This window comes from Actinophytocola xanthii (assembly GCF_001921205.1).
Taxonomy (GTDB): Bacteria; Actinomycetota; Actinomycetes; order Mycobacteriales; family Pseudonocardiaceae; genus Actinophytocola; species Actinophytocola xanthii.
The window spans coordinates 13,366-38,997 of the sequence record NZ_MSIE01000032.1; the positions used below are offsets into that span (position 1 = coordinate 13,366).

The following is a 25,632-nucleotide window of genomic DNA, read 5'->3' on the forward strand; positions in this document are numbered from 1 at the left end:
GGGGAGCAGGCGTGTCAGCGGAGGGGAGCGAACGATGAACCCGGTGACCACGGACCCGGTGGGATCCGACGCGCGGACGGCGAGCCCGCCGCCCACGGACGTGTTGGCGCGCACGCACCTGGTCGGTATCGGCGGCGCGGGGATGAGCGGGATCGCCCGCATCCTGCTCGACCGGGGCCTCGCGGTCTCCGGGTCCGACGCCAAGGAGTCGCCGGCGCTGCTCACCCTGCGGGCCCAGGGGGCGAAGGTGGCCGTGGGGCAGTCCGCGGAGAACCTGGACCTGCACGGCGAGGCGGGCCCGACCGCGGTCGTGGTCTCCAGCGCGATCAAGGACGACAACCCGGAGCTGGTGGGGGCCCGGGAGCGCGGGCTGACCGTGCTGCACCGCTCGGCCGCGCTGGCCGAGCTGATGGCCGACCACCGGATCGCCTGCGTGGCCGGTACCCACGGCAAGACCTCCACCACCTCGATGCTGACCGTGGCCCTGCAGCACTGCCGGCTGGACCCGTCGTTCGCGATCGGCGGAGACCTCAACGAGTCCGGCGCGAACGCCCACCACGGCGTCGGCGGGATCTTCGTCGCCGAGGCCGACGAGAGCGACGGCTCGTTCCTCGCGTTCGCGCCGTCGGTCGCCGTGGTCACCAATGTGGAGGCCGACCACCTCGACCACCACGGCACGGTCGAGGCCTACACCGCGGTGTTCGAGTCGTTCGTGGACCGGATCACCCCGGGCGGGGTGCTCGTCGCGTGCGCCGACGACCCCGGCTCGGCCGCCCTCGCCGCGTCCGCCGAGGCCCGCGGGGTGCGGGTGCGCCGCTACGGCCGCTCCGCCCAGGACGTGCGGATCACCGACTACCGCCCGGTGGAGGGCACCGGCCTCGCCCGGGTCGCCCTGGACGGCACCGAGGTCGAGCTGCGCGTCGCGGTGCCGGGTGAGCACATGGCGGCGAACGCGGTGGCTGCCCTGGTCGCCGGGCTCGAGCTCGGCGCGCCCCTCGACGGGCTGGTCGAGGGCATCGCCGGGTTCGGCGGCGTCCGCCGGCGGTTCGAGTTCAAGGGCCGGGTGGGGGACGTGCGGGTCTACGACGACTACGCCCACCACCCGACCGAGGTGGCCGCCCAGCTGACCGCCGCCCGCCCGGCCGCGGCCGGCGGCCGGCTGGTCGTGGTCTTCCAGCCGCACCTCTACTCGCGTACCAAGTTGTTCGCCGCCGAGTTCGGCGCGGCGCTCGCGCTCGCCGACGAGGTGGTCGTCCTCGACGTCTACGGCGCGCGCGAGCAGCCCGAGCCCGGGGTGACCGGCCGGCTGGTGGCCGAGGCTGTCCCGCTGCCGGCCGAACGGGTGCACTGGGAACCGGCCTTCGACCGGGTGCCCCCGCTGGTCGCCGAGCTCGTCCGGCCCGGGGACCTGGTGCTCACGATGGGCGCCGGCGACGTGACGATGCTCGGCCCGGAGCTGGTCGGCGAGCTGGACCGGCGGTTCAGGCCGGCATGACGAGCACCGGCCGGGTCCGCTCGCCCGACCGGCGCCGGTCCGGCGAGCGGACCCGACCGGGGGAGCCGCGCGAGTCGCGCCGCCGGCCCAGCCGCCGCCGTTACCTGGCCCGGCGCTGGACCGCGGCGCTGGTCGTGCTGGCCCTGCTGGGGATCGGCTACGTGGTGACGTTCACCTCGGTCCTGGGTGTCCGCTCGGTCAGCGTGACCGGCACCCGCGACCTGTCCGGGGACACCGTGCGCGAGGCCGCCGCGGTCGAGCTCGGTACCCCGATGGTGCGGCTTTCCACCCACGAGATCGCACTGCGGGTGGCCGACCTGCCCCGGGTGTTCGAGGTGCAGGTGTCCCGGTCGTGGCCGAGCACGGTGGAGATCGCGGTGACCGAGCGCGATCCGGTCGCCGTCCGGCGGCTCCGCGACGGCGTCCACCTGATCGACCGCACCGGTGTGGACTACGCCACCGTGCGTACCGCCCCGCGCGGGCTGCCGGAGCTGCGGGTCGCCACGGTGAGCCCCGAGGACCCGGCGACCAGGGCCGCGGTCACCGTGCTGGCGGCCGTCCCCGACCAGCTGCGGTCCCGGATCGTCGAGGTCTCCGCGCGCACCGCCGGTGACGTCCGGCTGACCCTCACCGGGAAGCGGACGGTGAAGTGGGGCGACGCGGAGAACAACACGCGCAAGGCGGCGGTGCTGGCGCCGTTGCTGACCCGCCCCGGCCGGACCTACGACGTGGCCACCCCCGACTTCCCCACGGTCTCCTGAGGTTCACACGGCGTGGCGGCTGGAATCGGACTCCTCCGATGCCTACCGTCCTGTATTCGACGCCAGGGCTTGACATAACTCTAAGTCTCTTGTTGAGGTTCAGGGTTCTTCGGTCGTGGCGGATCGGGGTTGTAGGACAGCACGAGCTTGATCAGGAAGGCGGATCCGATGACGCCCCCGCACAACTACCTGGCGGTGATCAAAGTCGTCGGCATCGGCGGCGGTGGGGTCAACGCCGTCAACCGCATGATCGAGGTCGGGCTCAAGGGCGTCGAGTTCATCGCCGTGAACACCGACGCCCAGGCGCTGCTGATGTCGGACGCCGACGTGAAGCTGGACATCGGCCGCGAGCTGACCCGGGGCCTCGGCGCCGGCGCCAACCCGGAGGTCGGGCACAAGGCCGCCGAGGACCACCGCGAGGAGATCGAGGAGGTCATCAAGGGGGCCGACATGGTCTTCGTGACCGCGGGCGAGGGCGGCGGCACCGGCACCGGCGGCGCCCCGGTCGTCGCCTCGATCGCGCGCAAGCTCGGTGCCCTGACCATCGGCGTGGTGACCCGCCCGTTCGCCTTCGAGGGCAAGCGGCGGGCCAGGCAGGCCGAGGAGGGCATCACCGAACTGCGCAACGAGTGCGACACGCTGATCGTGATTCCGAACGACCGGCTGCTCCAGCTCGGCGACGTCGGCGTGAGCCTGATGGACGCGTTCCGCTCGGCGGACGAGGTGCTGCTCTCCGGTGTGCAGGGCATCACCGACCTCATCACCACCCCCGGCCTGATCAACCTGGACTTCGCCGACGTCAAGAGCGTGATGTCCGGCGCCGGCAGCGCGCTGATGGGCATCGGCTCGGCCCGGGGTGAGGGCAGGGCCGTGCAGGCCGCGCAGAAGGCGATCAACTCGCCGCTGCTCGAGGCGTCGATGGACGGCGCGCACGGCGTGCTGCTCGCCATCGCCGGCGGCTCGGACCTGGGCCTGTTCGAGATCAACGAGTCGGCCTCGCTCGTGCAGGAGTCCGCCCACCCCGAGGCGAACATCATCTTCGGAACGGTGATCGACGACTCCCTCGGCGACGAGGTGCGGGTGACCGTGATCGCCGCCGGGTTCGACAGCGGCACCCCCACGCACAAGAAGCTCGACCCGACGATGGTCAGCTCCCGGACCCCGGTCGCCTCGGCGCAGTCGGGGCAGGTGAGCGCCCCGCCGCCGCCACCCCCGCCCGCCGTCGAGCAGCCACCCCCGGTCACCGCGCCGCCCCCGCCGCCGGAGCGGGCCCCGACCTCGGTCGACCAGCAGACCGCGCCGCCGCCCCGCCAGGCCGCCAGCGGTTACGGCACGCCGGCCGGTGGCGGCGTCGTGAGCTCGGCCGGTGGGCCGACCAGTGGCGCCGTGCCGCCCTCGGCTCCGCCCCGCCGCCCCTCGCCGACGCCGTCCACCGGGAGCCTGCCCAGCCGTGCGCTCCCGCTCGGCGAGGAGCCCGACGACGAGGTGGATGTCCCGCCCTTCATGCGCCGGTAATCTGCCCGGCGTGAGCGTGCGGATCAGGAGGGTCGTCACGACCCGGGCCGGGGGCAGCTCCAGACCCCCGTACGAGTCGTTCAACCTCGGTGCCGGTGTCGGTGACGACCCGGCGGCGGTCGCCGCCAACCGGAACCGCCTCGCCGACGAGCTCGGCCTCGGCCGGGACCGGCTCGTGTGGATGGAGCAGGTGCACGGCCGCAACGCCGAGATCGTCGACGGCCCGCGCCCCACTGCCGTCGAGGCCACCGACGCGCTGGTCACCACCGAACCAGGGCTCGCGCTCGTCGCTCTGTGCGCCGACTGCGTTCCGGTCCTGCTCGCCGACCCCGCGGCGGGTGTCGTCGGGGCGGCGCACGCGGGCCGGGTGGGTGCCCGGATCGGGGTGCTGCTCGCCACGCTGCGGGCGATGACCGAGGCGGGAGCCGCCCTGGACCGGATCGAGGTGCTGCTCGGCCCCTCGGTCTGCGGTGCCTGCTACGAGGTGCCCGTGGCGATGCAGACCGATGTGGAGCGGCACCTGCCCGGCAGCGCGTGCCGGACCCGCGGCGGTACGCCCGGGCTCGACCTCCGGGCCGGCCTGTGGCGCCAGCTCGCCGACGCCGGGGTGGCCAAGATCGGAGTGGACCCCCGGTGCACGGTGGAGGATCCGACGCTGTTCAGTCACCGCAGAGAAGGGACCACTGGGCGATTGGCCGCGGTCACCTGGCTCGAGCGGAGCGACGCCGCATGACCGGTGCCGCATGACCGAACAGAGCGAGCGGACCGAGCCGAGGCGGGCCGAGCTGGCCGCCGCGCTGTCCCACACCCGGGCCCGGATCGACGCGGCCTGCCGGGCCGCGGGCCGCGACCCGGGCGAGGTCCGGCTCCTCGCCGTGACCAAGACGTTCCCGGTCAGCGACGCCGCGCTGCTGTGCGACCTCGGCGTGCTCGACCTGGCCGAGAACCGGGAGCAGGAGGCCGCGCGCAAGGCCGTCGAGCTGCCGGAGCTGCGTCCCCGTGTGGCCGTGCGCTGGCACATGGTGGGCCGGCTCCAGCGCAACAAGGCCCGGTCGGTGGTGCGCTGGGCGGCGGAGGTGCAGTCGGTCGACTCGCCCCGCCTGGCCGAGGCCCTGGCCAGGGCCGTCGCCGCGGCGGTCGCGGCTGGCGAACGGTCCGGTCCGCTCGACGTGCTGCTGCAGGCGAGCATCGACGGGGACCCCGCCCGCGGCGGCTGCCCACTCGACGAGCTCGACGCGCTCGCGGACGCGGTCACTCGATCAGGTGATCTTCGACTCCGCGGGACGATGGCCGTGGCACCGCGGGAGATGCACCCCGGGGCCGCGTTCGAGCGCCTGGCCGCCGCGGCCGAGCGGCTGCGCCGCGACCACCCGGGGGCCACCGAGCTCTCCGCCGGGATGACCGGCGATCTGGAGGCGGCGATCACCCACGGTTCCACCTGCGTGCGTGTCGGAACCGCGTTGCTGGGTACCCGGGCACTAGCCTCCCCTTAACACGTTCCGGGAGCCGTGGGGTATTCGAGGTAATCGAGGGCAGGTAATGGGCACGCTGCAGAAGCTGAAGGCCTACTTCGGGATGGTTCCTGCCGACGAGTACGACGGCTACGACCTGGACGACCTCGACGACGGCGACGGCTACCGGTCGGGGTACCGCCGGCCCGAGTACCTGGGCGACGAGGACGACTACGAGCCGTACCCGGACGGCCGCGGCCGGGCTGCCGCCGGGCGGCGCGCCTACCGGGACGATCTAAGCGACGAACGGTACGACGAGCGGTTGGACACCGAGTTGAGCGGTCGAGCTGACTTCATCCCGCGGCCGGGCAGGCCCCGTCCCGCGTGGTCCGAGACCCCCGTCCAGGGGGCGCTCGCCGTCGAGCCCGCCCGGCCGCCGGCCCCCCGGCCGCGGCCCGAGCCGGCGGCCCAGCAGTCGCCGAGCGGCTACCCGATGGGGCGCATCGTGACGCTCCACCCGACGAGCTTTGCCGAGGCCAGGACCATCGGTGAGCACTACCGGGACGGGACGCCGGTGATCATCAACCTGACCGAGATGGACGACGCGGACGCCAAGCGCCTCGTCGACTTCTCGGCCGGGCTGGCCTTCGCGCTGCGCGGTGCGATGGACAAGGTCACCAACAAAGTGTTCTTGATCTCACCGCCGAACGTCGATCCGACCGCCGAGGACAAGAGGAGGATTGCCGAGGGCGGGTTACTCAAGCGCAGCTGAGTGATGGCAGAGTTGACAACGTGGATCCCCTGCGGCTTGTCTTGTATTGGGTACTGTTCGTCTTCTGGCTGTTCCTGACCGCGCGTGTCGTGGTGGAGCTCGTCCGAGCGTTCGCGAGGGAGTGGCGCCCGGCCGGCGGGGTTGCGGTAACGCTGGAGACCATCTACACAGTGACCGATCCTCCGGTCCGCCTGGTCCGTCGGCTGATCCCGATGGTCCGGATCGGAGGCGTAGGGCTGGACCTATCGATTATGGTGCTGCTGTTGGTCGTGTTCATCCTGATGCGACTGGCCTATCCCGGGTGACGGGGACACCGGGCGGGCCGCAGCCAAGAGTGCGTGAGGTGATCAGATGTCGTTGACCCCCGCTGACGTGCATAACGTCGCGTTCAGCAAGCCTCCCATTGGCAAGCGGGGCTACAACGAGGACGAGGTGGACGCGTTCCTCGACTTGGTCGAGGTGGAGCTCTCCCGCCTGATCGAGGAGAACAACGACCTGCGTGCGCAGGTCGAACAGCTCGACGCGCAGCTCGAGTCGGCCCGCGCCGACATCGAGGACGCGAGCCGCAACGTCGCACCGGCACCGGCGCCGGAGCCCCGGCGGTTGACGCCGGTGCCCCCGCCGAGCGCACTCGAGCAGACCTCGCCGGGCCAGGCGGGTGGCGATCATCACGTCCAGGCCGCCAAGGTGCTCGGTCTCGCCCAGGAGATGGCCGACCGGCTCACCGGCGAGGCCAAGGCCGAGTCCGACAGCATGCTCGCCGAGGCGCGCACGAAGTCCGAGCAGCTGCTGTCCGACGCGCGGGCCAAGTCGGACACGATGGTCAACGAGGCGCGCACGCGGGCCGAGACGATGCTCAACGACGCCCGCACGCGGGCGGAGTCGCTCGAACGGCAGGCCAGGGACAAGGCCACCGCCCTCGAGCGGGACGCGCAGCGGCAGCACACCGAGGTGCTCGGGCAGGTGCAGACGGAGCGGACGGCGCTCGAGAAGAAGATCGACGAGCTGCGTACGTTCGAGCGGGAGTACCGGACCAGGTTGAAGATGCTGCTGGAATCCAGCCTTCGCGAGCTCGGTGACCGCGGCCCGGCCGCGCCGTCCAACCCGGCCGAGGGTGGCAGCAGGTCGGCGAGCGGGCAACAGGGCTACGCCTTCGGACCCCGGGCCGCCGAGGCCGGCTGACCCGTCCCCGTTCCCGCCGCGCCTCCTGCTGGGTACACGTGCTGTACATCGTCCTCGCCCTCGTCCTCGCCGCGTTCGGCCTGCTGATCGCCGCCCTCACGACCGCCAACACGCTCTGGGCGTGGGTCTCGGTCACGATCAGCGTGGTCGCCGCCGCCCTGCTCATCGCCGACTGGGTGAGCACCAGGCGCCGTCCGCGGACACCCGCGACGGCGTCGGCCGCGACCACACGCGCCCCCGCCGGCCCTCCTCCCGCGGAGGCACCTGCCGGTGGGCCGCCGAGGGAACCGGTCGGCGCAGCGACCGGCGAGCCACCGGGCTCGTCCACGCTGACGGCGCCGCCGCCGACGGGGTTGTCGGAGGACCGGCCGCCAGAGAACCGGTCGCCCGAGGACCGGGACGCCCGGGAGCCGGTCTCCGGGCCACCGGTGGCGGTCGAGCCCGAGCGTGACGTGGAGCAGACCGCCGTCCATGGCACGCCGGTCCAGCCGCCGCCGCCGGACCAGGAGCCGGAGGAGGAGGCCACCGACGCGGCCGACCTGCTCGTGGTCTCGGAGCTGACCGCGGAGGTCCGGGTGGTGGACGAGCACCCGCGGTACCACCTCGGCAGCTGTCGCTGGCTGGCGACGAAGCAGACGCTCCCGCTCCCGGTCAACGAGGCCCGCCAGCTCGGCTTCACGCCCTGCGGCTACTGCGGACCGGACGCCGTGCTGGCCGCCCGGCACCGTGCCGCCCGCTGAAGAACCGGTTTGCGGCTCCGGTTAGTCTTGTTGGTAGCGGCGTCGATCCGGCCATCACCGGGGAGCCTCCGGAAGAACGGGCGAGAGCCCCAGTAGAACCGGACGGGTAGGCCCGTCACAGCCGACCAACGAGGGGTCATCGCGTACGGCGGTGGCAAACGGGGTGGTACCGCGGCGTTCGTCGTCCCCGTGCCGAAGCAGCACCGAACAGGCACAGGAACGATCGACCGCGAGGAACCCGATGGCATACCCCAAGGCGAAGCTGGGCACCGGCGAGGGAGTCGCCCGCCAGCCGGCCTTCCCGTCGCTCGAGCTGGCCGTGCTCGACTACTGGGACACCGACCGCACCTTCACCGCCTCCGTCGACGCACGCCCCGCCGGCACCAACGGTGCGAACGAGTTCGTCTTCTATGACGGCCCGCCGTTCGCCAACGGCCTGCCGCACTACGGGCACCTGCTGACCGGCTACGTCAAGGACGTCGTGCCCCGGTACCAGACCATGCGGGGCAAGCACGTCGAGCGGCGGTTCGGCTGGGACTGCCACGGGCTCCCCGCCGAGTTCGAGGCCGAGCAGCAGCTGGGGATCAAGACCAAGGCCGAGATCGAGGAGATGGGCGTCGCCGAGTTCAACGACGCCTGCCGCTCCTCGGTCCTGCGCTACACCGGTGCCTGGCGCGAGTACGTCACCCGCCAGGCGCGCTGGGTCGACTTCGACAACGACTACAAGACGCTCGACACCGACTTCATGGAAAGCGTCATGTGGGCCTTCAAGTCCCTCTGGGACAAGGGCCTGATCTACGAGGGCTACCGCGTCCTCTGGTACTGCTGGCGCTGCGAGACGCCGCTGTCCAACACCGAGACCCGGATGGACGACGTCTACCTCGACCGGCAGGACCCCGCCGTCACCGTCGGCCTGCGGCTGGAGACCGGCGAGCTCGCCCTGGTCTGGACGACCACGCCCTGGACGCTGCCGAGCAACCTGGCCATGGCCGTGCACCCCGACGTCGACTACGTCACCGTCGAGCACGACGGCGAGAGGTACGTCCTCGCCGAGGCCAGGCTCGCCGCCTACGCCCGTGAGCTGGGCGAGGACCCGCCGGTGCTGGCCCGGTTCAAGGGCGCGGACCTGCTCGGTCGCACCTACACCCCGCCGTTCGACTTCTTCCTCGGCCACGAGAACGCCCACCAGGTCCTCGCCGCCGACTACGTGACCACCGAGGACGGCACCGGCATCGTGCACATCGCGCCGGCCTTCGGTGAGGAGGACAAGGTGGTGACCGACGCCGCCGGCATCACGCCGGTGACGCCGGTCGACGCGCGCGGCCGGTTCGACGCGCAGGTGCCGCCCTACGAGGGCATGCACGTCTTCGACGCCAACGGCCAGATCATCCGCGACCTGCGGGCGGCCGGCTCACTGCTGCGGCACGAGACCTACGACCACCCGTACCCGCACTGCTGGCGCTGCGGCAACCCGCTGATCCAGCGTGCGGTCTCGTCCTGGTTCGTCGCGGTGACCCAGTTCCGCGACCGCATGGTGGAGCTGAACAAGGAGATCAACTGGGTGCCCGGCCACGTCCGGGACGGGCAGTTCGGCAAGTGGCTGGAGAACGCCCGCGACTGGTCGATCTCCCGCAACCGGTACTGGGGCTCGCCGATCCCGGTCTGGGTCTCCGACGACCCGGCCCACCCGCGCGTCGACGTCTACGGCTCCCTCGACGAGCTCGAGCGCGACTTCGGCGTCCGGCCGGCCGACCTGCACCGGCCGCACATCGACGAGCTGACCCGGCCCAACCCGGACGACCCCACCGGCCGCTCGACGATGCGCCGGGTGCCGGAGGTGCTCGACTGCTGGTTCGAGTCCGGGTCGATGCCCTACGCGCAGGTGCACTACCCGTTCGAGAACCGCGAGTGGTTCGAGCACCACTACCCGGGCGACTTCATCGTCGAGTACAACGGGCAGACCCGCGGCTGGTTCTACACCATGCACGTGCTGGCCACGGCGCTGTTCGACCGGCCGGCGTTCCGCAACTGCGTCGCGCACGGCATCGTGCTCGGCGACGACGGGCAGAAGATGTCCAAGTCGCGGCGGAACTACCCGGACGTGAACGAGGTGTTCGGCCGGGACGGCTCGGACGCCATGCGCTGGTTCCTGATGGGCTCGCCGATCCTGCGCGGCGGCGACCTCGTGGTCACCGAGCGCGGCATCCGCGACGCGGTCCGGCAGGCGGTCCTGCCGCTGTGGAACTGCTGGTACTTCCTGGCGCTCTACGCGAACGCCGAGGGCACCTCCGGCCGGTGGCGGACCGACTCCGCGCACGTGCTGGACCGGTACGTCCTGGCCAAGACCCACTCGCTGGTGGAGTCGACGACGGCCGCGCTGGACCGGTACGACCTGTCCGGCGCGTGCGCCGGGGTGCGGGACTACCTGGAGGCGCTGACCAACTGGTACGTGCGCCGCTCGCGGGACCGCTTCTGGGACGGCGACCGGGACGCGATCGACACCCTGCACGCCGTGCTGGAGGTGGTCTCCCGGGTGACCGCGCCGCTGCTGCCGCTGACCGCGGAGGTGGTCTGGCGCGGGCTGACCGGCGAGCGCTCGGTGCACCTGGCCGACTGGCCGGAGGCCGACGCGCTCCCGGCCGACGACGACCTGGTGACCGCGATGGACCGGGTGCGCCAGGTCTGCTCGTCCGCGCTGGCCCTGCGCAAGTCCAACAAGCTTCGGGTGCGGCTGCCGCTGGCCTCGCTGGTCGTGGCCGCGCCGGACGCGGCGGTGCTGGAGCCGTTCACCGAGCTGATCGCCGACGAGGTGAACGTCAAGGAGGTCCGGCTGACCACCGACGTCGCCGCGCACGGCCACTTCGAGCTCGTGGTCAACGCGCGTGCCTGCGGCCCCCGGCTGGGCGCCGACACGCAGAAGGTGATCCGCGCGGTCAAGGCGGGGGAGTGGACCCTGCAGCCCGCCGAGGGCGGCGACAAGGTCGTGGCGGCCGGCATCGAGCTGTTGCCCGGCGAGTTCCAGCGCCGGCTGGTCGCGACCGACACCGGCGCCACCGCGGAGCTGCCGGCCAGCTCCGGCCTGGTCGTGCTGGACACCGCGGTGACCCCCGAGCTCGAGGCCGAGGGCGTCGCCCGCGACCTGGTGCGGGTGGTCCAGCAGGCCCGCCGCGAGGCCGGGCTGGAGGTGTCCGACCGGATCGCGCTGACCGTGCGGGCCGAGCCGTCGGTGGTGGAGGCGCTCCGGGCGTTCGAGTCCTTCGTCGCCGGTGAGACGCTGGCCGACTCCGTCGCCTACGGCCCCGCGGAGGGCTTCGCCGGCACGGTCGGCGACGGTGCCGAGGTCGTCGTGGCCGTCACCAGGGTGTGACGTCCCCCGACTCCCGGCCCGGCGTGGTCCGCTTCCCGGTCCGGGTCAAGCCGGCCGCCCGCCGCGAGGCGGTGGGCGGCCGCTGGCCCGGTCCCCGCGGCGACGCCCTCGTGGTCGCGGTCACCGCGCCCGCCGTGGACGGCAAGGCCAACGAGGCGGTCCGCCGGGCCCTCGCCACGGCCTTCGCCGTCCGGCGCCAGGACGTCGAGATCGTCTCCGGCACCCACTCCCGGGACAAGCTCGTCGAGCTCAGCAATGCCCCGCGGGCATCCGCGCTCCTCACCCATCTTCTTGGCTGAGGGTCCAGACTGCGGCGGCCAGCGCGGCCGTGGTGCGGCCCAGCAGCTCTGGGTCGATGTTGGCGGTGGTGTCGCAGGCCCGGTGGTAGCAGGGGTCGAAGGGCTTGCCCGCGGTGCCGCCCCACTTCCGGGCCTGCTCGGGGGTCTTGGTGCCCTCGGCGCCGGTGAACACGCCACCGGTGGGGATGCCGGCGTCGGCGAACGGGGCGTGGTCGGAGCGGCCGGCGAGGTCGACCGGCTCGGTCTCGATCCCGGCATCGGCGAAGTGGCCGTTCAGCAGGCGTTCGAAGGCGGCCGAGCCCTCGGGCTGGCCCGAGGACGAGTAGACGAAGTAGCCTCCGTTCGGCGACGCGATCATGTCGAAGTTGAGGTAGCCGTCGATCCGCTCGAGCTCGTCGGCGGGGAGCCGGCGCACGTAGTGGGCCGACCCCACCAGGCCTACCTCCTCGGCACCCCACCAGGCGAACCTCAGCTGCCTCGCCGGCCGCGGGTCCTGTTCGGCGACGGTCAGCGCGACCTCCAGCAGCGCAGCCGTCCCGGAGCCGTTGTCGTTGATCCCCGGCCCGGCCGCCACCCCGTCGGCGTGAGCGCCGAACATCATGACCGCGTTCTCGTCGCCGCCCGGCCAGTCGGCGACCAGGTTGTAGCCGGTGCCGCCGGAGGAGAACTCCTGCAGCGTGGTGGTGTACCCGGCGGCGTCCAGCGCGGACCGCACGTACTCCAGGCCGGCCAGGTGGCCGGGCCGGCCGTGTGCCCGGTTCCCGCCGTTGGCCTCGGCGATCCGTTGCAGCTGAACCAGATGCGCCTGGACGTCGGCGACCGGGACGTCCGGCACCGGGCGACCGGGGCTCGAGACCGGCGGCGCCGGCGGGCTTGACGAGGCCGGTGCCCGGGAGGGTCCTGGCGGCGCGGAGGTCTCGGACGGCGCGGAGGTCTCGGTCGGTGCCGAGCACGCCGCGAGCGCCACGGTGGCCGCGGCACCGGCGGCGACCAGCAGCCGACGAGCTCCCATGGCGATCCCTCCAACGAGTGCCGGCAACTCGCCAACGTGTCAACGGTACGGCCAGCACGATAGGTTCGCCTCGACGGAAGGTCTCGCCGACGCAGGAGGAGGTGCGTGTGTCCCCCGAGCTCTCCGTGGTGCTCGGGGCGGTAGCGGCCGTCCTGCTGGTCGCCGTGGTCGCGGTGCGGGTCTCGGTCCGGCTCGGCTTCCCGTCACTGCTGTTCTACCTCGGGATCGGGGTCGTCCTCGGCGAGGCCGGCATCGGCGTCGAGTTCGAGAACGCCGCGCTCACCGAGTCGCTCGGGCTTGCCGCGCTGGTGCTCATCCTCACCGAGGGCGGGCTCACGACACGCTGGACACAGGTGAAGGCCTCGCTGTGGCCGGGGATCGTGCTGTCCACTGTGGCCGTCGGGGTCAGCGTCGTGGTGACCGGCGCCGCACTGCACTGGCTGCTCGGCCTGGACATGCGCCTGGCCCTGCTCTGGGGCGCGGTGCTCGCACCGACCGACGCGGCGGCGGTGTTCAGCGTGCTGCGCAACGTCTCGGTGAGCCGGCGGCTGGTCGGCGCGCTCGAGCTCGAGTCCGGCATGAACGACGCCCCCGCCTACATCGCGGTGGTCCTGCTCGCCTCGGGCGGCACGCTCACCTGGGACGTGCCGTTCATGATGCTCTACGAGCTCCTGGCGGGCGCGCTGCTGGGTTTCGGTCTCGGTTGGCTCGGGGCGGAGGCACTGCGCCGGGCTGCCCTTCCCGCCACCGGTCTCTATCCACTTGCGACGGTCTCGGTGTCGGTTCTGGCCTACTCCGGCGGTTCCGCGCTGCACGCGTCCGGCCTGCTTGCCGCGTACGTGTCCGCGCTGGTGCTCGGCAACTCGCGGCTCCCGCACCGCGCCGACACCCGCTCCTTCGCCGAGGGGCTGGGCATGCTCTCCCAGATCGGCCTGTTCGTCCTGCTCGGGTTGTTCATGTCGCCGGACCGACTGCTCGAGGCCGTGGTGCCGGGACTGGTCGCCGGTGCGGTGGTCACCCTGCTCGCCCGCCCGCTCTCGGTGGCCGTGTCGCTGACGCCTTTCCGCATGCGCTGGCGCGACCAGCTGTTCCTGTCCTGGGCCGGGCTGCGCGGCGCCGTGCCGATCGTGCTCGCCATGATCCCGATAACCGAGGGCCTGCCGGGCGCGCGTGACCTGGTCGACGCGGTGTTCGTGCTGGTCATCGTGTTGACCCTGGTCCAGGGCAGCACGTTACAGCTGCTCGCCCGGCTGCTCGGGCTTGGCCACGGGGCGCGGTCGCACGAGGTCGACGTGGACGCCGCGCCGCTCGACGAGATGGGTGCGGTCCTGCTCCAGGTCCGCATCCCCTCGGGATCGAAGATGCACGGCGTGTACCTGACCGAGCTGAGGCTGCCGAAGGGCGCGACGGTCAGCCTGCTGGTGCGCGAGGGCGTCGGGCACACCCCCTCGCCGACGACCCGGTTGCAGGAGCAGGACCAGCTCCTGGTGGTGGCCACCGAGCAGGTCCGGGCCGAGACCGAGCACCGCATCCGCGCCGTGGACCGGGCGGGCCGGCTGGCGCGTTGGCGGGGCGAGACCGGCCGGGAGGAGTGACCCCGGGCGGTCGGATCAGTCGGTCAGCTGGTTGACCTGGCGGATCTTGTTCGTCGCGTCGAGCGCCGCGACCTTGTAGGACTCCGCGAGCGTCGGGTAGTTGAACACCGTGTCCACGAGGTAGTCCACCGTCCCGCCAAGGCCCATCACGGCCTGTCCGATGTGGACGAGCTCGGTCGCGCCGGTGCCGAACACGTGAACGCCGAGCAGGGACCTGGTGTCCGGCGAGACGAGCAGCTTCAGCACGCCGTAGGAGTCGCCGATGATCTGGCCCCGGGCCAGCTCGCGGTAGCGGGACACGCCGACCTCGAACGGGATCCGCTCCTCGGTCAGCTCGTCCTCGGTGCGTCCGATGTAGCTGATCTCGGGGATCGTGTAGATCCCGATCGGCTGGAGCTCGTGCATCGGGTGCGCGGGCTCACCGCAGGCGTGGTGCGCGGCGAGCCTGCCCTGCTCCATCGAGGTCGCGGCGAGGGCCGGGAAGCCGATCACGTCACCGACCGCGTAGATGTTGTCGACCTCGGTGCGGAAGGTGTCGTCGACGGTGATCCGGCCGCGCTTGTCCGCGCTGAGCCCGGCCGCCGGCAGGTCGAGGTGGTCGGTCATGCCCTGCCGGCCCGCGGAGTACAGCACGGTCTCGGCGGGGATCTTCTTCCCGCTCTCGAGGATGGTGACCGTGCCCTTGGCGTAGCGCTCGACCGCGGTCACCGTCTCGCCGAACCGGAAGGTCACCGCGAGGTCGCGCAGGTGGTACTTGAGCGCCTCGACGACCTCGGTGTCGCAGAACTCGAGCATCCGCATCCGCTGCTCGATCACCGTGACCTTGGTTCCCAGTCCGGCGAACATCGACGCGTACTCGATGCCGATCACCCCGGCGCCGACGACGACCATCGAGCGCGGGATGCGCTCCAGCCCGAGGATGCCGTCCGAGTCGATGATGGTCTGGTCGTCGAAATCCACTGTGGGCGGACGGGCGGGGGAGGTGCCGGTGGCGATCACGACCTTGTCGGCGGTGACCGAGCGGGCGTGCCCGGTCCCGTCGGAGATCTGCAGCGTGTGGCGGTCGATGAACTTGCCCATCCCCGGGAGCACGGTGATGCCGTTGCGGGTGAGCTGGGCGCGGATGACATCCACCTCGCGGCCGACGACGTGGCTCGTCCTGGCGGTGAGGTCGCCGATCGTGATCTCGTCCTTGACGCGGTAGCTCTGGCCGTACAGCTCGCGCTGGCTCATCCCGGTCAGGTAAAGGACGGCCTCGCGCAGGGTCTTGGAGGGGATGGTGCCGGTGTTGATGCAGACGCCGCCCATCATCGTGCGGCGCTCGACCAGGCCGACTCTCGCCCCGAGCTTGGCGGCCGCGATCGCCGCACGCTGGCCGCCCGGGCCCGAACCGAGAACCAGCACGTCGAAGTCGCTCATGTCGGTCATGTCGGCCAGTCTGGCAAGTTCTGAGTGGAATCGGCTACTCTTCACCCCGAAGGTCATGAGTGTCAGCGCCAAGCCCCGGCTCGCTGACCGGCAACCCTCCTACCGCGGTGGGGTGCCCCGGGTGAGGACCTGGCCCTCCGCGAGGTGCGGGCGGGCAAGCGCGGGCCCCCGGACGGGGTCCCCGACCCGGGAGAACCCGAGATGACGCTCGCCATACCCCATGCCCGTGCCGTGTCCGACGCCGTGCCACCCGTCCTCGGCGCCGGGCTGGCCGTGCCGCTGGTCGACGGCCGGTCGGTGCCCTACGCGAACCTCGACCACGCCGCCAGCGCCCCGTGCCTGCGGGCGGTGCGCGACGCCGTCGACGAGCTGCTGCCCTGGTACGCCAGCGTGCACCGCGGCGCCGGCCTCGCCTCCCAGGTGTCCACCCGGGTCTACGAGCACGCCCGCACCGTGGTCCGGGAGTTCGTCGGCGCCCGCCGCACCGACGCGGTGGTGTTCACCCGCAACACCACCGACGCGCTGAACCTGCTGGCCAGGGCCTTGCCGAAGGGCACGTCGGTGGTGGTGTTCGACACCGACCACCACGCGGCGCTGCTGCCCTGGCGGGGTCGGCTCGTGCGCCGCATCTCGACGGTGGCCGCCCTGGACGCGGCCCTGCGGAGCTGTCCGACCGGTCCCCGGCTGGTCGTGGTGACCGGCGCGTCCAACGTGACCGGTGAGCTGTGGCCGGTCTCGGAGGTTGTCTCGGTGGCCCGTGGCCACGGTGCGCGGGTGGTGCTGGACGCCGCCCAGCTCGCGCCGCACCGGCCGGTCGACATCCGCGCGCTCGACGTCGACTACGTCGTGCTGTCCGGCCACAAGCTCTACGCGCCCTTCGGGGTGGGTGCCCTGGTCGGTCGCGCCGACTGGCTCCGCGCGGCGGCCCCGTACCTGGCCGGCGGCGGGGCGACCAGCCAGGTCCATGACGACCTGAGCGTCACCTGGGCGGTCGGCGTGGAGCGGCACGAGGCCGGTACCCCGAACGTGGTCGGCGCCCATGCCCTGGCCGTGGCCTGCGCGACGATCGCCGACTGGGGTTGGGACGCGATCATCGCCCACGAGCGGGCGCTGCTGGCCCGGCTGCGCGCGGGCCTCGCCGGCGTCCCCGGGGTCCGCCAGCTCAGCCTGTTCGGGGCCGAACGCTCGGCCGACCGGGTCGCTGTCGTCAGCTTCGCCGTCGACGGCCAGGACCCCGGCCTGCTGGCCGCGGCGCTCTCGGCCGAGCACGGCATCGGCGTGCGCGACGGCGCCTTCTGCGCGCACGTGGCGACCCGGCGCCTGCTGGCCACGGCGGGGGCGGCCGGCACCCGTGCCCTGCGCGCCAGCATCGGCCTGGGTACCACGGAGGAGCACGTCGACCGCCTGGTCGCCGCGCTGCACACGCTGGTAGCCGACGGTCCTCGGTGGACCTACGAGCTGGTGGACGGTCGTTGGACGCCGACTCCGGACCCCCGCCCACTGCCGCCGTTCCTCGGCGGGGACGCCTAGGGCACGTCGGTTCGCCGGCCGTGGACAATGGTCGGGTGAGTGACGAGCGCAGCACCGACACGCCGGCCGACACCGGAGCCGACACCGGAGCCGACACGGAGGTCGAGACCCGGGCCGAGGCTTCCGGCGCGGAGCCCGAGGGCGAGGCAGAGGACCCGAAGGCCCCGACGGAGCCGTTGCCGCCGCGTCGGGCCTGGCTGTTCGCGCTCGTCGCCCCGATCGTGCTGGTCGCTGACGTGGTCACCAAGGTCGTGGCGGTCGCGACACTGGACGGCGAACCGCCGGTGCGGGTGCTGGGTGGGTTCGTCTACCTGCAGATCGTGCGCAATCCGGGCGCCGCGTTCGGCATGGCGACCGGGATGACCTGGCTGCTCACGCTGGTCGCCATCGGTGTGGTGGTCGCGATCATCTGGATCATGCCGAAGCTGCGCTCGGTCGGCTGGGCGGTCGGGCTCGCGCTCGTGCTGGCCGGCGCGCTGGGCAACCTCGTCGACCGGTTCTTCCGTGAGCCGGGTCCGCTGCGCGGCCACGTCGTCGACTTCGTCTCGGTGTTCGCCCCCAACGGCGACGCCTTCCCGGTGTTCAACGTCGCCGACTCCTCGATCGTCTGCGGCGGGGCGCTGATCGTGCTCATGGCCCTGCTGGGCCGGGACTACGACGGCAGTTCGACGAGGGAGACGAGGGAGCGGGCGTGACCTCACGCACGCTGCCGGTGCCCGACGGCCTGGACGGGATGCGGGTGGACGCCGGGCTCGCCAAGCTCCTCGGCCTGTCCCGGACCGCCGTGGCCGCGATCGCCGAATCCGGGGACGTCAGCCTGGACGGCCGGCCGGCCGGTAAGTCCGACCGGCTCGTGGCCGGGGCGTGGCTCGAGGTCACCCTGCCCGACCCGGACCGGCCGGTCGAGGTCGAGGCGGTCGCCGTCGCCGGCATGAGCATCCTCCACGAGGACGACGACCTGATCGTCGTGGACAAGCCGGTGGGCGTCGCCGCGCACCCCAGCCCGGGCTGGACCGGTCCCACCGTCGTCGGCGGGCTCGCCGCCGCCGGTATCCGGGTCTCCACCTCGGGCGCCGCCGAGCGCCAGGGCGTGGTGCACCGGCTGGACGTGGGCACGACCGGCGTGATGGCCGTGGCCAAGAGCGAGCACGCGTACACCGTGCTGAAGCGGGCGTTCAAGGAGCGGACGGTCGACAAGGGCTACCACGCCCTCGTCCAGGGCCACCCCGACCCAACCTCCGGCACGATCGACGCCCCGATCGACCGGCACCCCAAGCACGACTACAAGTTCGCGGTGGTCGCCAGCGGGCGGCCCAGCGTGACCCACTACGAGGTGCTGGAGGCGTTCCGCGCGGCGTCGCTGGTCGACATCAGGCTGGAGACCGGGCGCACCCACCAGATCCGCGTCCACTTCGCGGCGCTGCGCCACCCGTGCGTCGGCGACCTCACCTACGGCGCGGACCCCGTGCTCGCCAAGCGTCTCGGCCTGACCCGGCAGTGGCTGCATGCCCGACGCCTCGCCTTCGACCACCCGGCGGACGGCCGGCGGGTCGAGTTCGTCAGCGAGTACCCGGACGACCTACGTGCCGCACTGGACCGACTCGCCGAGGAGAGCTGAACACCTCCCGTTCCGCCGCGTCGTCGGCGTAGGTTGTGCGCACTGTGGCCGGGTACGAGGTGGTGCCATGACTGAGCTGGACGGCAGGAACGCCTGGGGCGAGGAGAACGACCGCGTGGAGGACCCACGGGTCGACCGCTTCCTGGTCGACGGGGTCCCCCCGGCGGTCATCGGGGGTGAGCCGGCGCCGGAGCCGGTGACCTCTGCCGACCCGCCGGCCTACCCCGACCCACCGACCGCGCCGATCCCGGCTGCGGGGCCGGACCAGCGACCGCGGCCCGAGCGGCGGTCCTGGCTGGCCAGGGTCCTGCGGCGGGACGCGCCCTAGTTGTCGACCGTCCAGGTCAGCGCGCGGGACTCCTCGTCCGGGCGCGGGCTCCAGCGCACCTGGGTGACCTCGATGTTCTCCGGCACGACGTAGACCGTGTGCCCGCCGGCGGTCTCACCGGGCGGGACGCCGATGCGGTGCGGGGGCCGCGAGGACAACGAGACCGGCGCCTTGGAGATCGTCGTCCCGTCGGGCGTGACCAGCACGAGGTACAGGTCGGGCAGCGACTGGAACGCGACCTGGCCGCGGTTGGTCAGCTCCGTGTGCACCACCACCGACCGCTCACCCTCCTGCAGCCGGTAGCCGGCCGCGGTGAACAGGTAGTCCGCCGGGTCCACCACCTCGACCAGCTGGATCGCGAGCTTCTCGCCCTCGAGCCCTTCGGTCTGCAGCACGGTGCCGACCTTGCCCTGCCGCACGCCCGCGCCCGGTCGCTCGGTGCGCACGGTTGGCTGCGTCATCTCCTGCGGCGGTTGGTCGCCGCGCGCCCAGGTCGAGGTCTGCGGCGGTCCCCACGTGCTCATCGGCGCGTCGGCCTGCGGCAGGGGGACCGGTGAGCTGGGCGGCCCGCTCTGGCTCGGGAACGGCGCGCTCGGCGGCCCGGTGCGCGGTGCGAAGTTCCCCGGCGGCACCGGGTACGGCCCGGACGGGACCGAGTGGGGTCCGGAGGGCACCGAGTGCGGGCCGGGCGGTACCGACCCGGGCGGGGGCAGTGGCGTGGCGTAGCCGTACTGCGCGGGCACCGGCCCGGACGGGGCGGCCTGGTAGGGCGGGTGCGGGTAGCCGTAGGGGACGGGCTGGACGGGCGCCAGCGCCGCACGCAGCCTGGCCGGGTCGCACTCCACGCCCACGAGCAGGGGCAGGCCGGTCGCGGACAGCGCGACGAGGCGCGAGGCGACCTCCCGCGGGTCCATCCCCAGCCGGGCGGCGACCTCGTGCACCGCTGCTCTCCCCATCTCGGCGACCACGCCGAGCAGCCGGGCGTCTACCGGATCCGTCACGGTCCGAACGCTACCCGGTTCCCCGAGCAACGCGGCGACAGCCGCGCCCGTGGCGGCTCGGCTGGCAGGATCGGGCCGTGCAGATCGTTCACCGCGGCCGCTGGACGCGCGAGGACCGGGCAGCGGACCCCTGGCCCGGTCTGCCGTTCGAGGTGCCGCCCGCCGGCCCCGGGATCACCGTCGAGCTCGAGGTGGCGCGCCCGGACGCGGTGATCGACCTGGGCTGTGCGGGGGCGGCCGGCTGGCGCGGCTGGTCCGGCGGTGCGCGCAGCCGTTTCGTGATCACCCCGACCGGTGCAACCCCGGGCTACCTGCCCGGTGAGCTCGAGCCAGGGACCTGGCAGGTGGTCCTCGGCCTGCACCGGGTGCCGGCGCAGGGCGTCGAGGTGACGGTGACGGTCCGCCCCGGCGGCGAGGTCGAGCCGGAGCGGCCGTGGCCCCCGGTGCCCGACCGGCCGCCGCGCCGGGTGCTGCCCGCGCTGCCCGGGCTGCGGTGGGTGGCGGCCGACCTGCACGCGCACACGCTCCACTCCGACGGCGAGCTCACGATCGCGGAGCTGGCCGCCCGGGCGGTCTCGGCCGGTCTCGACGCGCTGGCGGTGACCGACCACAACACCACGAGTCACCACGCCCACCTGGCCGAGGTCGGCCGGCACTACGGTGTCGCGCTGGTCCCCGGTCAGGAGGTGACGACCGACCTGGGGCACGCGAACGCGTTCGGCGACATCGGCTGGGTCGACTTCCGCGAGCCGGCGCCGGCCTGGGTGAGCACTGTGCAGGCGCGCGGCGGTCTGCTGTCGGTCAACCACCCGCTGGCGGCCGACTGCGCCTGGCGGCATCCGCTGCCGCACCGCCCGCCGCTGGCCGAGGTCTGGCACTCCAGCTGGCTCGCGCCGACCTGGGGCGGCCCGGTGGCCTGGTGGCAGGCCTGGGGAGCGGACACCACACCCGTCGGCGGCAGCGACTGGCACCGCCCCGACGGCTCCACCGCTCTGGGCGTGCCCACGACGTGGGTCGCGGTGGACGCGGCCGCGCGGACCCCGGACGAGCTGGTGCCCGCCGTGCTCGACGGACTGGCGGCCGGGCGGACTGCGGTCTCCCGGGACCGGGAGGCACCCGTGCTGCTTCCGCTGGGTGACGAGCTGCTCGCGCTGGGCGCTTCCGGCGCGCTGGTCCTCGGACCCGGCTACCGCGCCGCCGTGATGTCCGATTCGGACACTGTGCGGGGCGGTGGCCAGGTCCTCTGTAGCCATGACGGGAGCGTGCTGGCGCTGGCCGGGCGAAGCTGACCTTGTCAGCGGGCCGTCGGTGTTACAAGATTCCCACATTCGGTCCCCGGTTGGTGGAAGTCCACCGTCGCCCGCTCGACGAGGAGAGGTGCGCGATGATGCGAGGCAAGGTCGCCCTGGCAGCCGCGGTTGCCGGCGCGTTGGTGCTGTCGGGCTGTCTCGGGCAGCAGGAGGAGGCCGACTCCGGCCGCAACGCCGACGCGAAGGACGTCACGCTCACGATCACCTCGAACTCGGTCGAGGGCGGCAAGAACGAGCTCGGCGCGAAGTGGGTCAACGACTGGGTGATTCCGGAGTTCACCAAGCGGCAGAAGGACAAGGGCGTCAACGTCACGATCAGGCACGACGGGGTGGGCGTCGACGACGCGGACTACAAGGCCAAGGTCGCCCTGGACTTCGGCACCGACATCGGCGGGGACATCGTCGAGATCGACGGCATCTGGCTCGGCGAGTTCGCCCAGGGCGGCCAGGTACGCCCGCTCGAGGACGTGGTCGGCGAGGAGGTCGACGGCTGGGACGGCTGGGAGCAGATCCCCGACGCGGTGGAGGCCCTCGGCGAGTTCGAGGGCAGGCGTTACGGGGTCCCGCTCGGCACCGACGGCCGGGTGATCTTCTTCAACAAGAAGCTGTTCGCCCAGGCCGGGCTGCCCGCCGACTGGCAGCCCACCTCCTGGGAGGAGATCATCTCCGCCGCGCGGAAGCTCAAGGCGCTGCCCGGCGTGATCCCGTTGCAGCTCAACGCCGGCACTGCCATGTCGGAGGCGACGACCATGCAGGGCGTGCTGCCGCTGCTCGCCGGCACCGGCTCGGAGATCTGGGCCGACGGAAAGTGGCAGGGCGGCACCGAGGACGTGCGCGCGGTGCTCGACGTCTACGAGCAGGTCTACCGCGGCGGTCTTGGCGACCCGGTCCTGCAGCAGGAGGCCAAGGGGCGGGACCGGTCCTTCGAGCTGTTCGCCCAGAACAAGGTCGGCATGCTGCTGGAGAGCGACTACTTCTGGCGCTCGGTGGTCGACCCGACGACCGGCGTGGCGAAGATGGCCGACCGGGACACCGCGGTCGGCTGGGCGAAGATCCCCGCCATGACTTCTGGCTCCGGTGTGGACGGTCAGGACTTCGTCAGCATGTCCGGCGGTTCGATCCGGGTGATCAACCCGAAGACCGAGTTCCCCCAGCAGGCGTGGGAGCTGCTGGAGTTCATGAACTCGGCGGAGGCCACGAAGGCCAGGCTCGGCGACACCGCGCAGATCACCCAGCGCGAGGACGTCAACGCCGAGGTGCTCGCCGGCGACCCGATGCTGAGCTTCATCGCCGAGGAGGTCCTGCCGCTGACCCGGTTCCGGCCGGGGCTCGCCGACTACCCGAAGGTCTCGACCGCGCTGCAGCAGGCGACGGCCGACATCGTCGCGGGCAGCAGCGCGGCGGAGGCCACGGCGGGGTACCAGGAGGCGCTGGTGAAGGCGGTGGGGGAGGACCAGGTCAGCGGTGGCTAGCCGGGACACCGCCGGCCTCGGCGTCGGGCGAGCAGTCGCGTTCGTCTCGCCCGCGCTGCTGCTGATCGGGGTGTTCCTGGTCTTCCCGGCGCTGTGGACGATCTACATCGGCATCACCGACTACGCGCTCACCGGTCCCTCCTCGGTCGCACCCAGCGTGGTCGGGCTGGACAACTTCGTCGAGGCGCTGGACGACGCGCTGTTCACCAACGCGTTGTGGCTGACCGTCGTGTTCGTCCTCGGCTCGGCCGTGATCGGGCAGAACCTGCTCGGCTTCGCGCTCGCCTGGCTGCTGCGGGGCGCCCGGCCGGCGCTGCGGCGCGTGGTCGAGGGCCTGGTGCTGCTCTCCTGGATCCTGCCCAGCGTCGTGGTCGCCTACCTGTGGATCGCGGTGCTGGACCGGGACGGTGGCACGCTCGGCGCCCTGCTCGGCTCGCCGGGGACCGCGTGGCTGGTCGAGTACCCGATGGCGTCGCTGGTCATCTTCAACACCTGGCGGGGCACGGCGTTCTCGATGATGCTCTACGGCTCGGCACTGGCCGCGGTGCCGCCCTCCCAGCTGGAGACCGCCCGCACGGTCGGCGCGAGCGGCTGGCAGACCGTGCGTGACGTGGTGTTCCCGCACATCCGGGGGCACGTGCTGACCAACACGCTGCTGATCTCGCTGTGGACGGCCAACGACTTCACCCCGTTCCTGCTGACCGCTGGCGGCCCCAACCACGAGTCGGAGACCCTGCCGATCTTCATCTACCAGCAGGCGATCGCGAGCGGCCGGCTCGGCTACGCCGCGGCGATCTCGGTACTGTTGCTGCTGGTCAACCTGGTGGTCGCCGCGCTGTACCTGCTCCTGCTGCGGAGGCGGTCATGACGACCCGGCAGATGCTGCGCCGCACCGGCTACGTGGCGTTCATGGCGGTGGTGCTGGCGTTCTTCGCGGTGCCGATGCTGTGGCTGGCCTCCGCGCCGTTCGACAGCGACCCCGGGATCGGCCTGCGCTGGCCGGACTGGACGCTGGCCAACTGGGAGACGACGTTCAACCATCCCTACGCGCTGGGCTCGTTGGTCAACTCGATCGTGCTGTGCGTCGTCGCGACGGCGGTGACGACGGTGCTCGCCACGCTGGCCGCCTACGCGCTGTCCCGGGTGCGCATCCCGGGCCGGGACGCGCTGCTGTACGTGTTGCTGCTGCTGTCCAGTGTGGTCACCGGGACGGCGGCGATGGTGCCGATCTTCGTGATGATGTTCCAGCTGGGACTGATCAACTCCCAGTACGCGACCGGGCTCGTGATCGCCGGGGGAATGCTGCCGGCGGCGATCTTCATCCTCAAGGACTTCGTCGACTCGGTGCCGCGGTCCTATGAGGAGTCGGCAAGGGTGTTCGGCGCGTCGCCGACCCAGGTGCTGCTGCATGTGGTGCTGCCGGTGGCGCGGCCGGGGATCGCGACCATCCTGGTCTGGGCGTTCGTCCAGGCGTGGGGGAACTTCCTGTTGCCGTTCCTGCTGCTGCGGGACGTGTCGCAGCAGCCGGCGGCGGTGCTGCTGCGCACGCTCAAGGACGAGGGCGGGAGCGCGAACCTCACGGTGATCCCGGTGTTCTCACTGCTGTACGCGGTTCCGGTGGTGGCGCTGTACTTGTTCGTCAGCAAGCGGTACGGGTTCCGCTTCCACGGAGGGATCAAGGCCTGATGGCGGGCATCGAGCTGACCGGGCTGTCCACGGTGTACCCGAACGGTGTGCGCGCCGTGGACGACCTCGACCTGTCGATCACCGACGGCGAGTTCTTCGCGCTGTTGGGCCCCTCCGGCTGCGGCAAGACGACGCTGCTGCGGACGATCGCCGGCCTGGAGCAGTCCTCCTCCGGGACAGTGCTCATCGACGGCGCCGACGTGACCCGGCTCGAGGCGGGGCGTCGCCAGGTGGCGATGGTGTTCCAGGACTACGCGCTGTTCCCGCACATGACGGTGGCGGAGAACATCGCCTACCCCCTGCGGGTGCGCCGGGCCACCAAGCAGGCCAGGCAGGAGGCCGCGGTGCGCACGTCCGGCGGCCTGGGCCTGGGGACGCTGCTGGAACGCCGCCCAGCGCAGCTGTCCGGCGGCCAGCAGCAACGGGTCGCCCTCGCCAGGGCGATCGCCATGGAGGCCGAGGTGCTGCTCCTGGACGAACCCCTGTCCAACCTCGACGCCCGCCTACGCCTGGAAGCACGTACCTTCCTCAAGCGCCTCCAACGCGAGCTGGGCATGACGACGGTGTTCGTCACCCACGACCAGGCCGAAGCCCTGGCGCTGGCCGACCGCATAGCCGTGATGTCCGAGGGCCGCATCCGGCAGGTCGGCAGCCCCAAAGAGGTGTTCCAACGGCCGAGGGACACGTTCGTCGCCAACTTCATCGGCTCGACGCCGATGAACCTGCTGAGCGCCATCGTCCGGGAGGGGCACCTGGAGGTGGCCGGCACCCGGCTCCCACTCCCACCCGGCGTCCAGCTGACCGACGACACCGCGGTCACGGTGGGCATCCGCCCCGAGTACCTGCGGGTCGACGGCGGCGGAGAGGGGATCACCGGCACCGTGTCCATCGTCGAGAACCTTGGCGTGACCTCCCTGGTCACCCTCGAGTGCCCGGACGGGGCGCTGGTCGGCCTGACCGTGCCAGAGCAGGACGAACCCGCCGTCGGGACGACGCTCACCGCCGCCCCCGAACCCGGCCGCCTCCTCCTCTACGACGGCGAGACCGGCGTCCTCCTCGGCTCGTAGGCG

The 25,632-nt window shown here is 72.5% G+C and carries 24 protein-coding genes and 1 riboswitch; of the genes, 21 read left to right on the forward strand and 3 right to left on the reverse strand.

Annotated features, from left to right (window positions below; all coding sequences use genetic code 11):
* The first annotated feature begins 43 nt into the window (after positions 1-43).
* From murC to BU204_RS18175, 11 genes are all read left to right on the forward strand, one after another.
* On the forward strand, positions 44-1,495 hold the full coding sequence (gene murC, locus BU204_RS18125) for a UDP-N-acetylmuramate--L-alanine ligase (protein ID WP_408608016.1): 1,452 nt from the start codon (positions 44-46) through the stop codon (positions 1,493-1,495).
* Positions 1,492-2,256 carry a cell division protein FtsQ/DivIB gene (locus BU204_RS18130; RefSeq protein WP_075126876.1) on the forward strand — a complete coding sequence of 255 codons (765 nt, stop codon included), beginning with the start codon at positions 1,492-1,494 and terminating at the stop codon, positions 2,254-2,256. The genes murC and BU204_RS18130 overlap by 4 nt, the downstream gene beginning before the upstream one ends.
* Before the next feature lie 168 nt (positions 2,257-2,424).
* Entirely contained in the window at positions 2,425-3,771 is a 1,347-nt protein-coding gene (gene ftsZ, locus BU204_RS18135; RefSeq protein ID WP_075126877.1) for a cell division protein FtsZ, read from the forward strand.
* A 16-nt stretch (positions 3,772-3,787) separates the two neighbouring features.
* Positions 3,788-4,504: a peptidoglycan editing factor PgeF gene (gene pgeF, locus BU204_RS18140; protein ID WP_075126966.1), complete on the forward strand. Its 717-nt coding sequence runs from the start codon at positions 3,788-3,790 to the stop codon at positions 4,502-4,504.
* Positions 4,505-4,514: 10 nt separating this feature from the next.
* Positions 4,515-5,264, forward strand: a complete 750-nt coding sequence (locus BU204_RS18145) for a YggS family pyridoxal phosphate-dependent enzyme (protein WP_075126878.1) — start codon at positions 4,515-4,517, stop codon at positions 5,262-5,264.
* A 46-nt stretch (positions 5,265-5,310) separates the two neighbouring features.
* Positions 5,311-5,994 (forward strand): cell division protein SepF, encoded by a 684-nt coding sequence (locus tag BU204_RS18150; RefSeq protein WP_075126879.1) that lies wholly within the window; start codon positions 5,311-5,313, stop codon positions 5,992-5,994.
* Between the two features lie 20 nt (positions 5,995-6,014).
* Positions 6,015-6,299: a YggT family protein gene (locus tag BU204_RS18155; RefSeq protein ID WP_075126880.1), complete on the forward strand. Its 285-nt coding sequence runs from the start codon at positions 6,015-6,017 to the stop codon at positions 6,297-6,299.
* 46 nt (positions 6,300-6,345) lie between these two features.
* Positions 6,346-7,176, forward strand: coding sequence for a DivIVA-like cell division protein Wag31 (gene wag31, locus BU204_RS18160; protein WP_075126881.1), 831 nt, complete (start codon positions 6,346-6,348; stop codon positions 7,174-7,176).
* A 38-nt stretch (positions 7,177-7,214) separates the two neighbouring features.
* The gene (locus BU204_RS18165; RefSeq protein WP_075126882.1) at positions 7,215-7,916 is read left to right on the forward strand and encodes a hypothetical protein; all 702 of its coding nucleotides are present in this window, start codon (positions 7,215-7,217) and stop codon (positions 7,914-7,916) included.
* 241 nt (positions 7,917-8,157) lie between these two features.
* Complete coding sequence (ileS, locus tag BU204_RS18170) at positions 8,158-11,283, forward strand: isoleucine--tRNA ligase (RefSeq protein ID WP_075126883.1); 3,126 nt, start codon at positions 8,158-8,160, stop codon at positions 11,281-11,283.
* A gap of 23 nt (positions 11,284-11,306) precedes the next feature.
* The gene (locus tag BU204_RS18175) at positions 11,307-11,582 is read left to right on the forward strand and encodes a DUF167 domain-containing protein (RefSeq protein WP_075126967.1); all 276 of its coding nucleotides are present in this window, start codon (positions 11,307-11,309) and stop codon (positions 11,580-11,582) included.
* Here the strand turns inward: BU204_RS18175 and BU204_RS18180 are convergent.
* Complete coding sequence (locus BU204_RS18180) at positions 11,563-12,594, reverse strand: M28 family metallopeptidase (protein WP_075126884.1); 1,032 nt, start codon at positions 12,592-12,594, stop codon at positions 11,563-11,565. The genes BU204_RS18175 and BU204_RS18180 overlap by 20 nt on opposite strands.
* A 107-nt stretch (positions 12,595-12,701) precedes the next feature.
* On the opposite strand from BU204_RS18180, the gene BU204_RS18185 reads away from it, so the two are divergent.
* Positions 12,702-14,189: a potassium/proton antiporter gene (locus BU204_RS18185; RefSeq protein WP_075126885.1), complete on the forward strand. Its 1,488-nt coding sequence runs from the start codon at positions 12,702-12,704 to the stop codon at positions 14,187-14,189.
* Positions 14,190-14,204: 15 nt separating this feature from the next.
* Here BU204_RS18185 and sthA read toward each other — a convergent pair whose 3' ends face one another.
* Positions 14,205-15,617, reverse strand: a complete 1,413-nt coding sequence (gene sthA, locus BU204_RS18190; RefSeq protein WP_408608015.1) for a Si-specific NAD(P)(+) transhydrogenase — start codon at positions 15,615-15,617, stop codon at positions 14,205-14,207.
* Positions 15,618-15,668: 51 nt separating this feature from the next.
* Positions 15,669-15,784: riboswitch (SAM riboswitch) on the forward strand.
* A 34-nt stretch (positions 15,785-15,818) separates the two neighbouring features.
* On the opposite strand from sthA, the gene BU204_RS18195 reads away from it, so the two are divergent.
* From BU204_RS18195 to BU204_RS18210, 4 genes are all read left to right on the forward strand, one after another.
* Positions 15,819-17,147 carry an aminotransferase class V-fold PLP-dependent enzyme gene (locus BU204_RS18195; protein ID WP_075126886.1) on the forward strand — a complete coding sequence of 443 codons (1,329 nt, stop codon included), beginning with the start codon at positions 15,819-15,821 and terminating at the stop codon, positions 17,145-17,147.
* Positions 17,148-17,182: 35 nt separating this feature from the next.
* Positions 17,183-17,842 carry a signal peptidase II gene (gene lspA / locus BU204_RS18200; RefSeq protein WP_075126887.1) on the forward strand — a complete coding sequence of 220 codons (660 nt, stop codon included), beginning with the start codon at positions 17,183-17,185 and terminating at the stop codon, positions 17,840-17,842.
* Positions 17,839-18,765, forward strand: coding sequence for an RluA family pseudouridine synthase (locus BU204_RS18205; RefSeq protein ID WP_143229575.1), 927 nt, complete (start codon positions 17,839-17,841; stop codon positions 18,763-18,765). The genes lspA and BU204_RS18205 overlap by 4 nt, the downstream gene beginning before the upstream one ends.
* 67 nt (positions 18,766-18,832) lie before the next feature.
* A complete protein-coding gene (locus BU204_RS18210) occupies positions 18,833-19,093 on the forward strand; it encodes a hypothetical protein (protein ID WP_075126888.1) in 261 nt (86 codons plus the stop codon).
* Here BU204_RS18210 and BU204_RS18215 read toward each other — a convergent pair.
* Positions 19,090-20,049 carry an AsnC family protein gene (locus BU204_RS18215; RefSeq protein ID WP_075126970.1) on the reverse strand — a complete coding sequence of 320 codons (960 nt, stop codon included), beginning with the start codon at positions 20,047-20,049 and terminating at the stop codon, positions 19,090-19,092. The two genes, BU204_RS18210 and BU204_RS18215, sit on opposite strands and share 4 nt — an antisense overlap.
* 122 nt (positions 20,050-20,171) lie before the next feature.
* Here BU204_RS18215 and BU204_RS18220 point away from each other — a divergent pair, with 122 nt between their 5' ends.
* From BU204_RS18220 to BU204_RS18240, 5 genes are all read left to right on the forward strand, one after another.
* Positions 20,172-21,383: a CehA/McbA family metallohydrolase gene (locus BU204_RS18220; protein ID WP_075126889.1), complete on the forward strand. Its 1,212-nt coding sequence runs from the start codon at positions 20,172-20,174 to the stop codon at positions 21,381-21,383.
* A 95-nt stretch (positions 21,384-21,478) separates the two neighbouring features.
* Positions 21,479-22,876: an extracellular solute-binding protein gene (locus BU204_RS18225; RefSeq protein ID WP_198942910.1), complete on the forward strand. Its 1,398-nt coding sequence runs from the start codon at positions 21,479-21,481 to the stop codon at positions 22,874-22,876.
* The gene (locus BU204_RS18230) at positions 22,869-23,744 is read left to right on the forward strand and encodes a carbohydrate ABC transporter permease (protein ID WP_075126890.1); all 876 of its coding nucleotides are present in this window, start codon (positions 22,869-22,871) and stop codon (positions 23,742-23,744) included. The genes BU204_RS18225 and BU204_RS18230 overlap by 8 nt, the downstream gene beginning before the upstream one ends.
* Positions 23,741-24,562, forward strand: coding sequence for a carbohydrate ABC transporter permease (locus BU204_RS18235; RefSeq protein ID WP_075126891.1), 822 nt, complete (start codon positions 23,741-23,743; stop codon positions 24,560-24,562). Before BU204_RS18230 ends, BU204_RS18235 begins: the two co-directional genes overlap by 4 nt.
* The gene (locus BU204_RS18240; protein WP_075126892.1) at positions 24,562-25,629 is read left to right on the forward strand and encodes an ABC transporter ATP-binding protein; all 1,068 of its coding nucleotides are present in this window, start codon (positions 24,562-24,564) and stop codon (positions 25,627-25,629) included. The genes BU204_RS18235 and BU204_RS18240 overlap by 1 nt, the downstream gene beginning before the upstream one ends.
* Positions 25,630-25,632 lie beyond the last annotated feature (3 nt).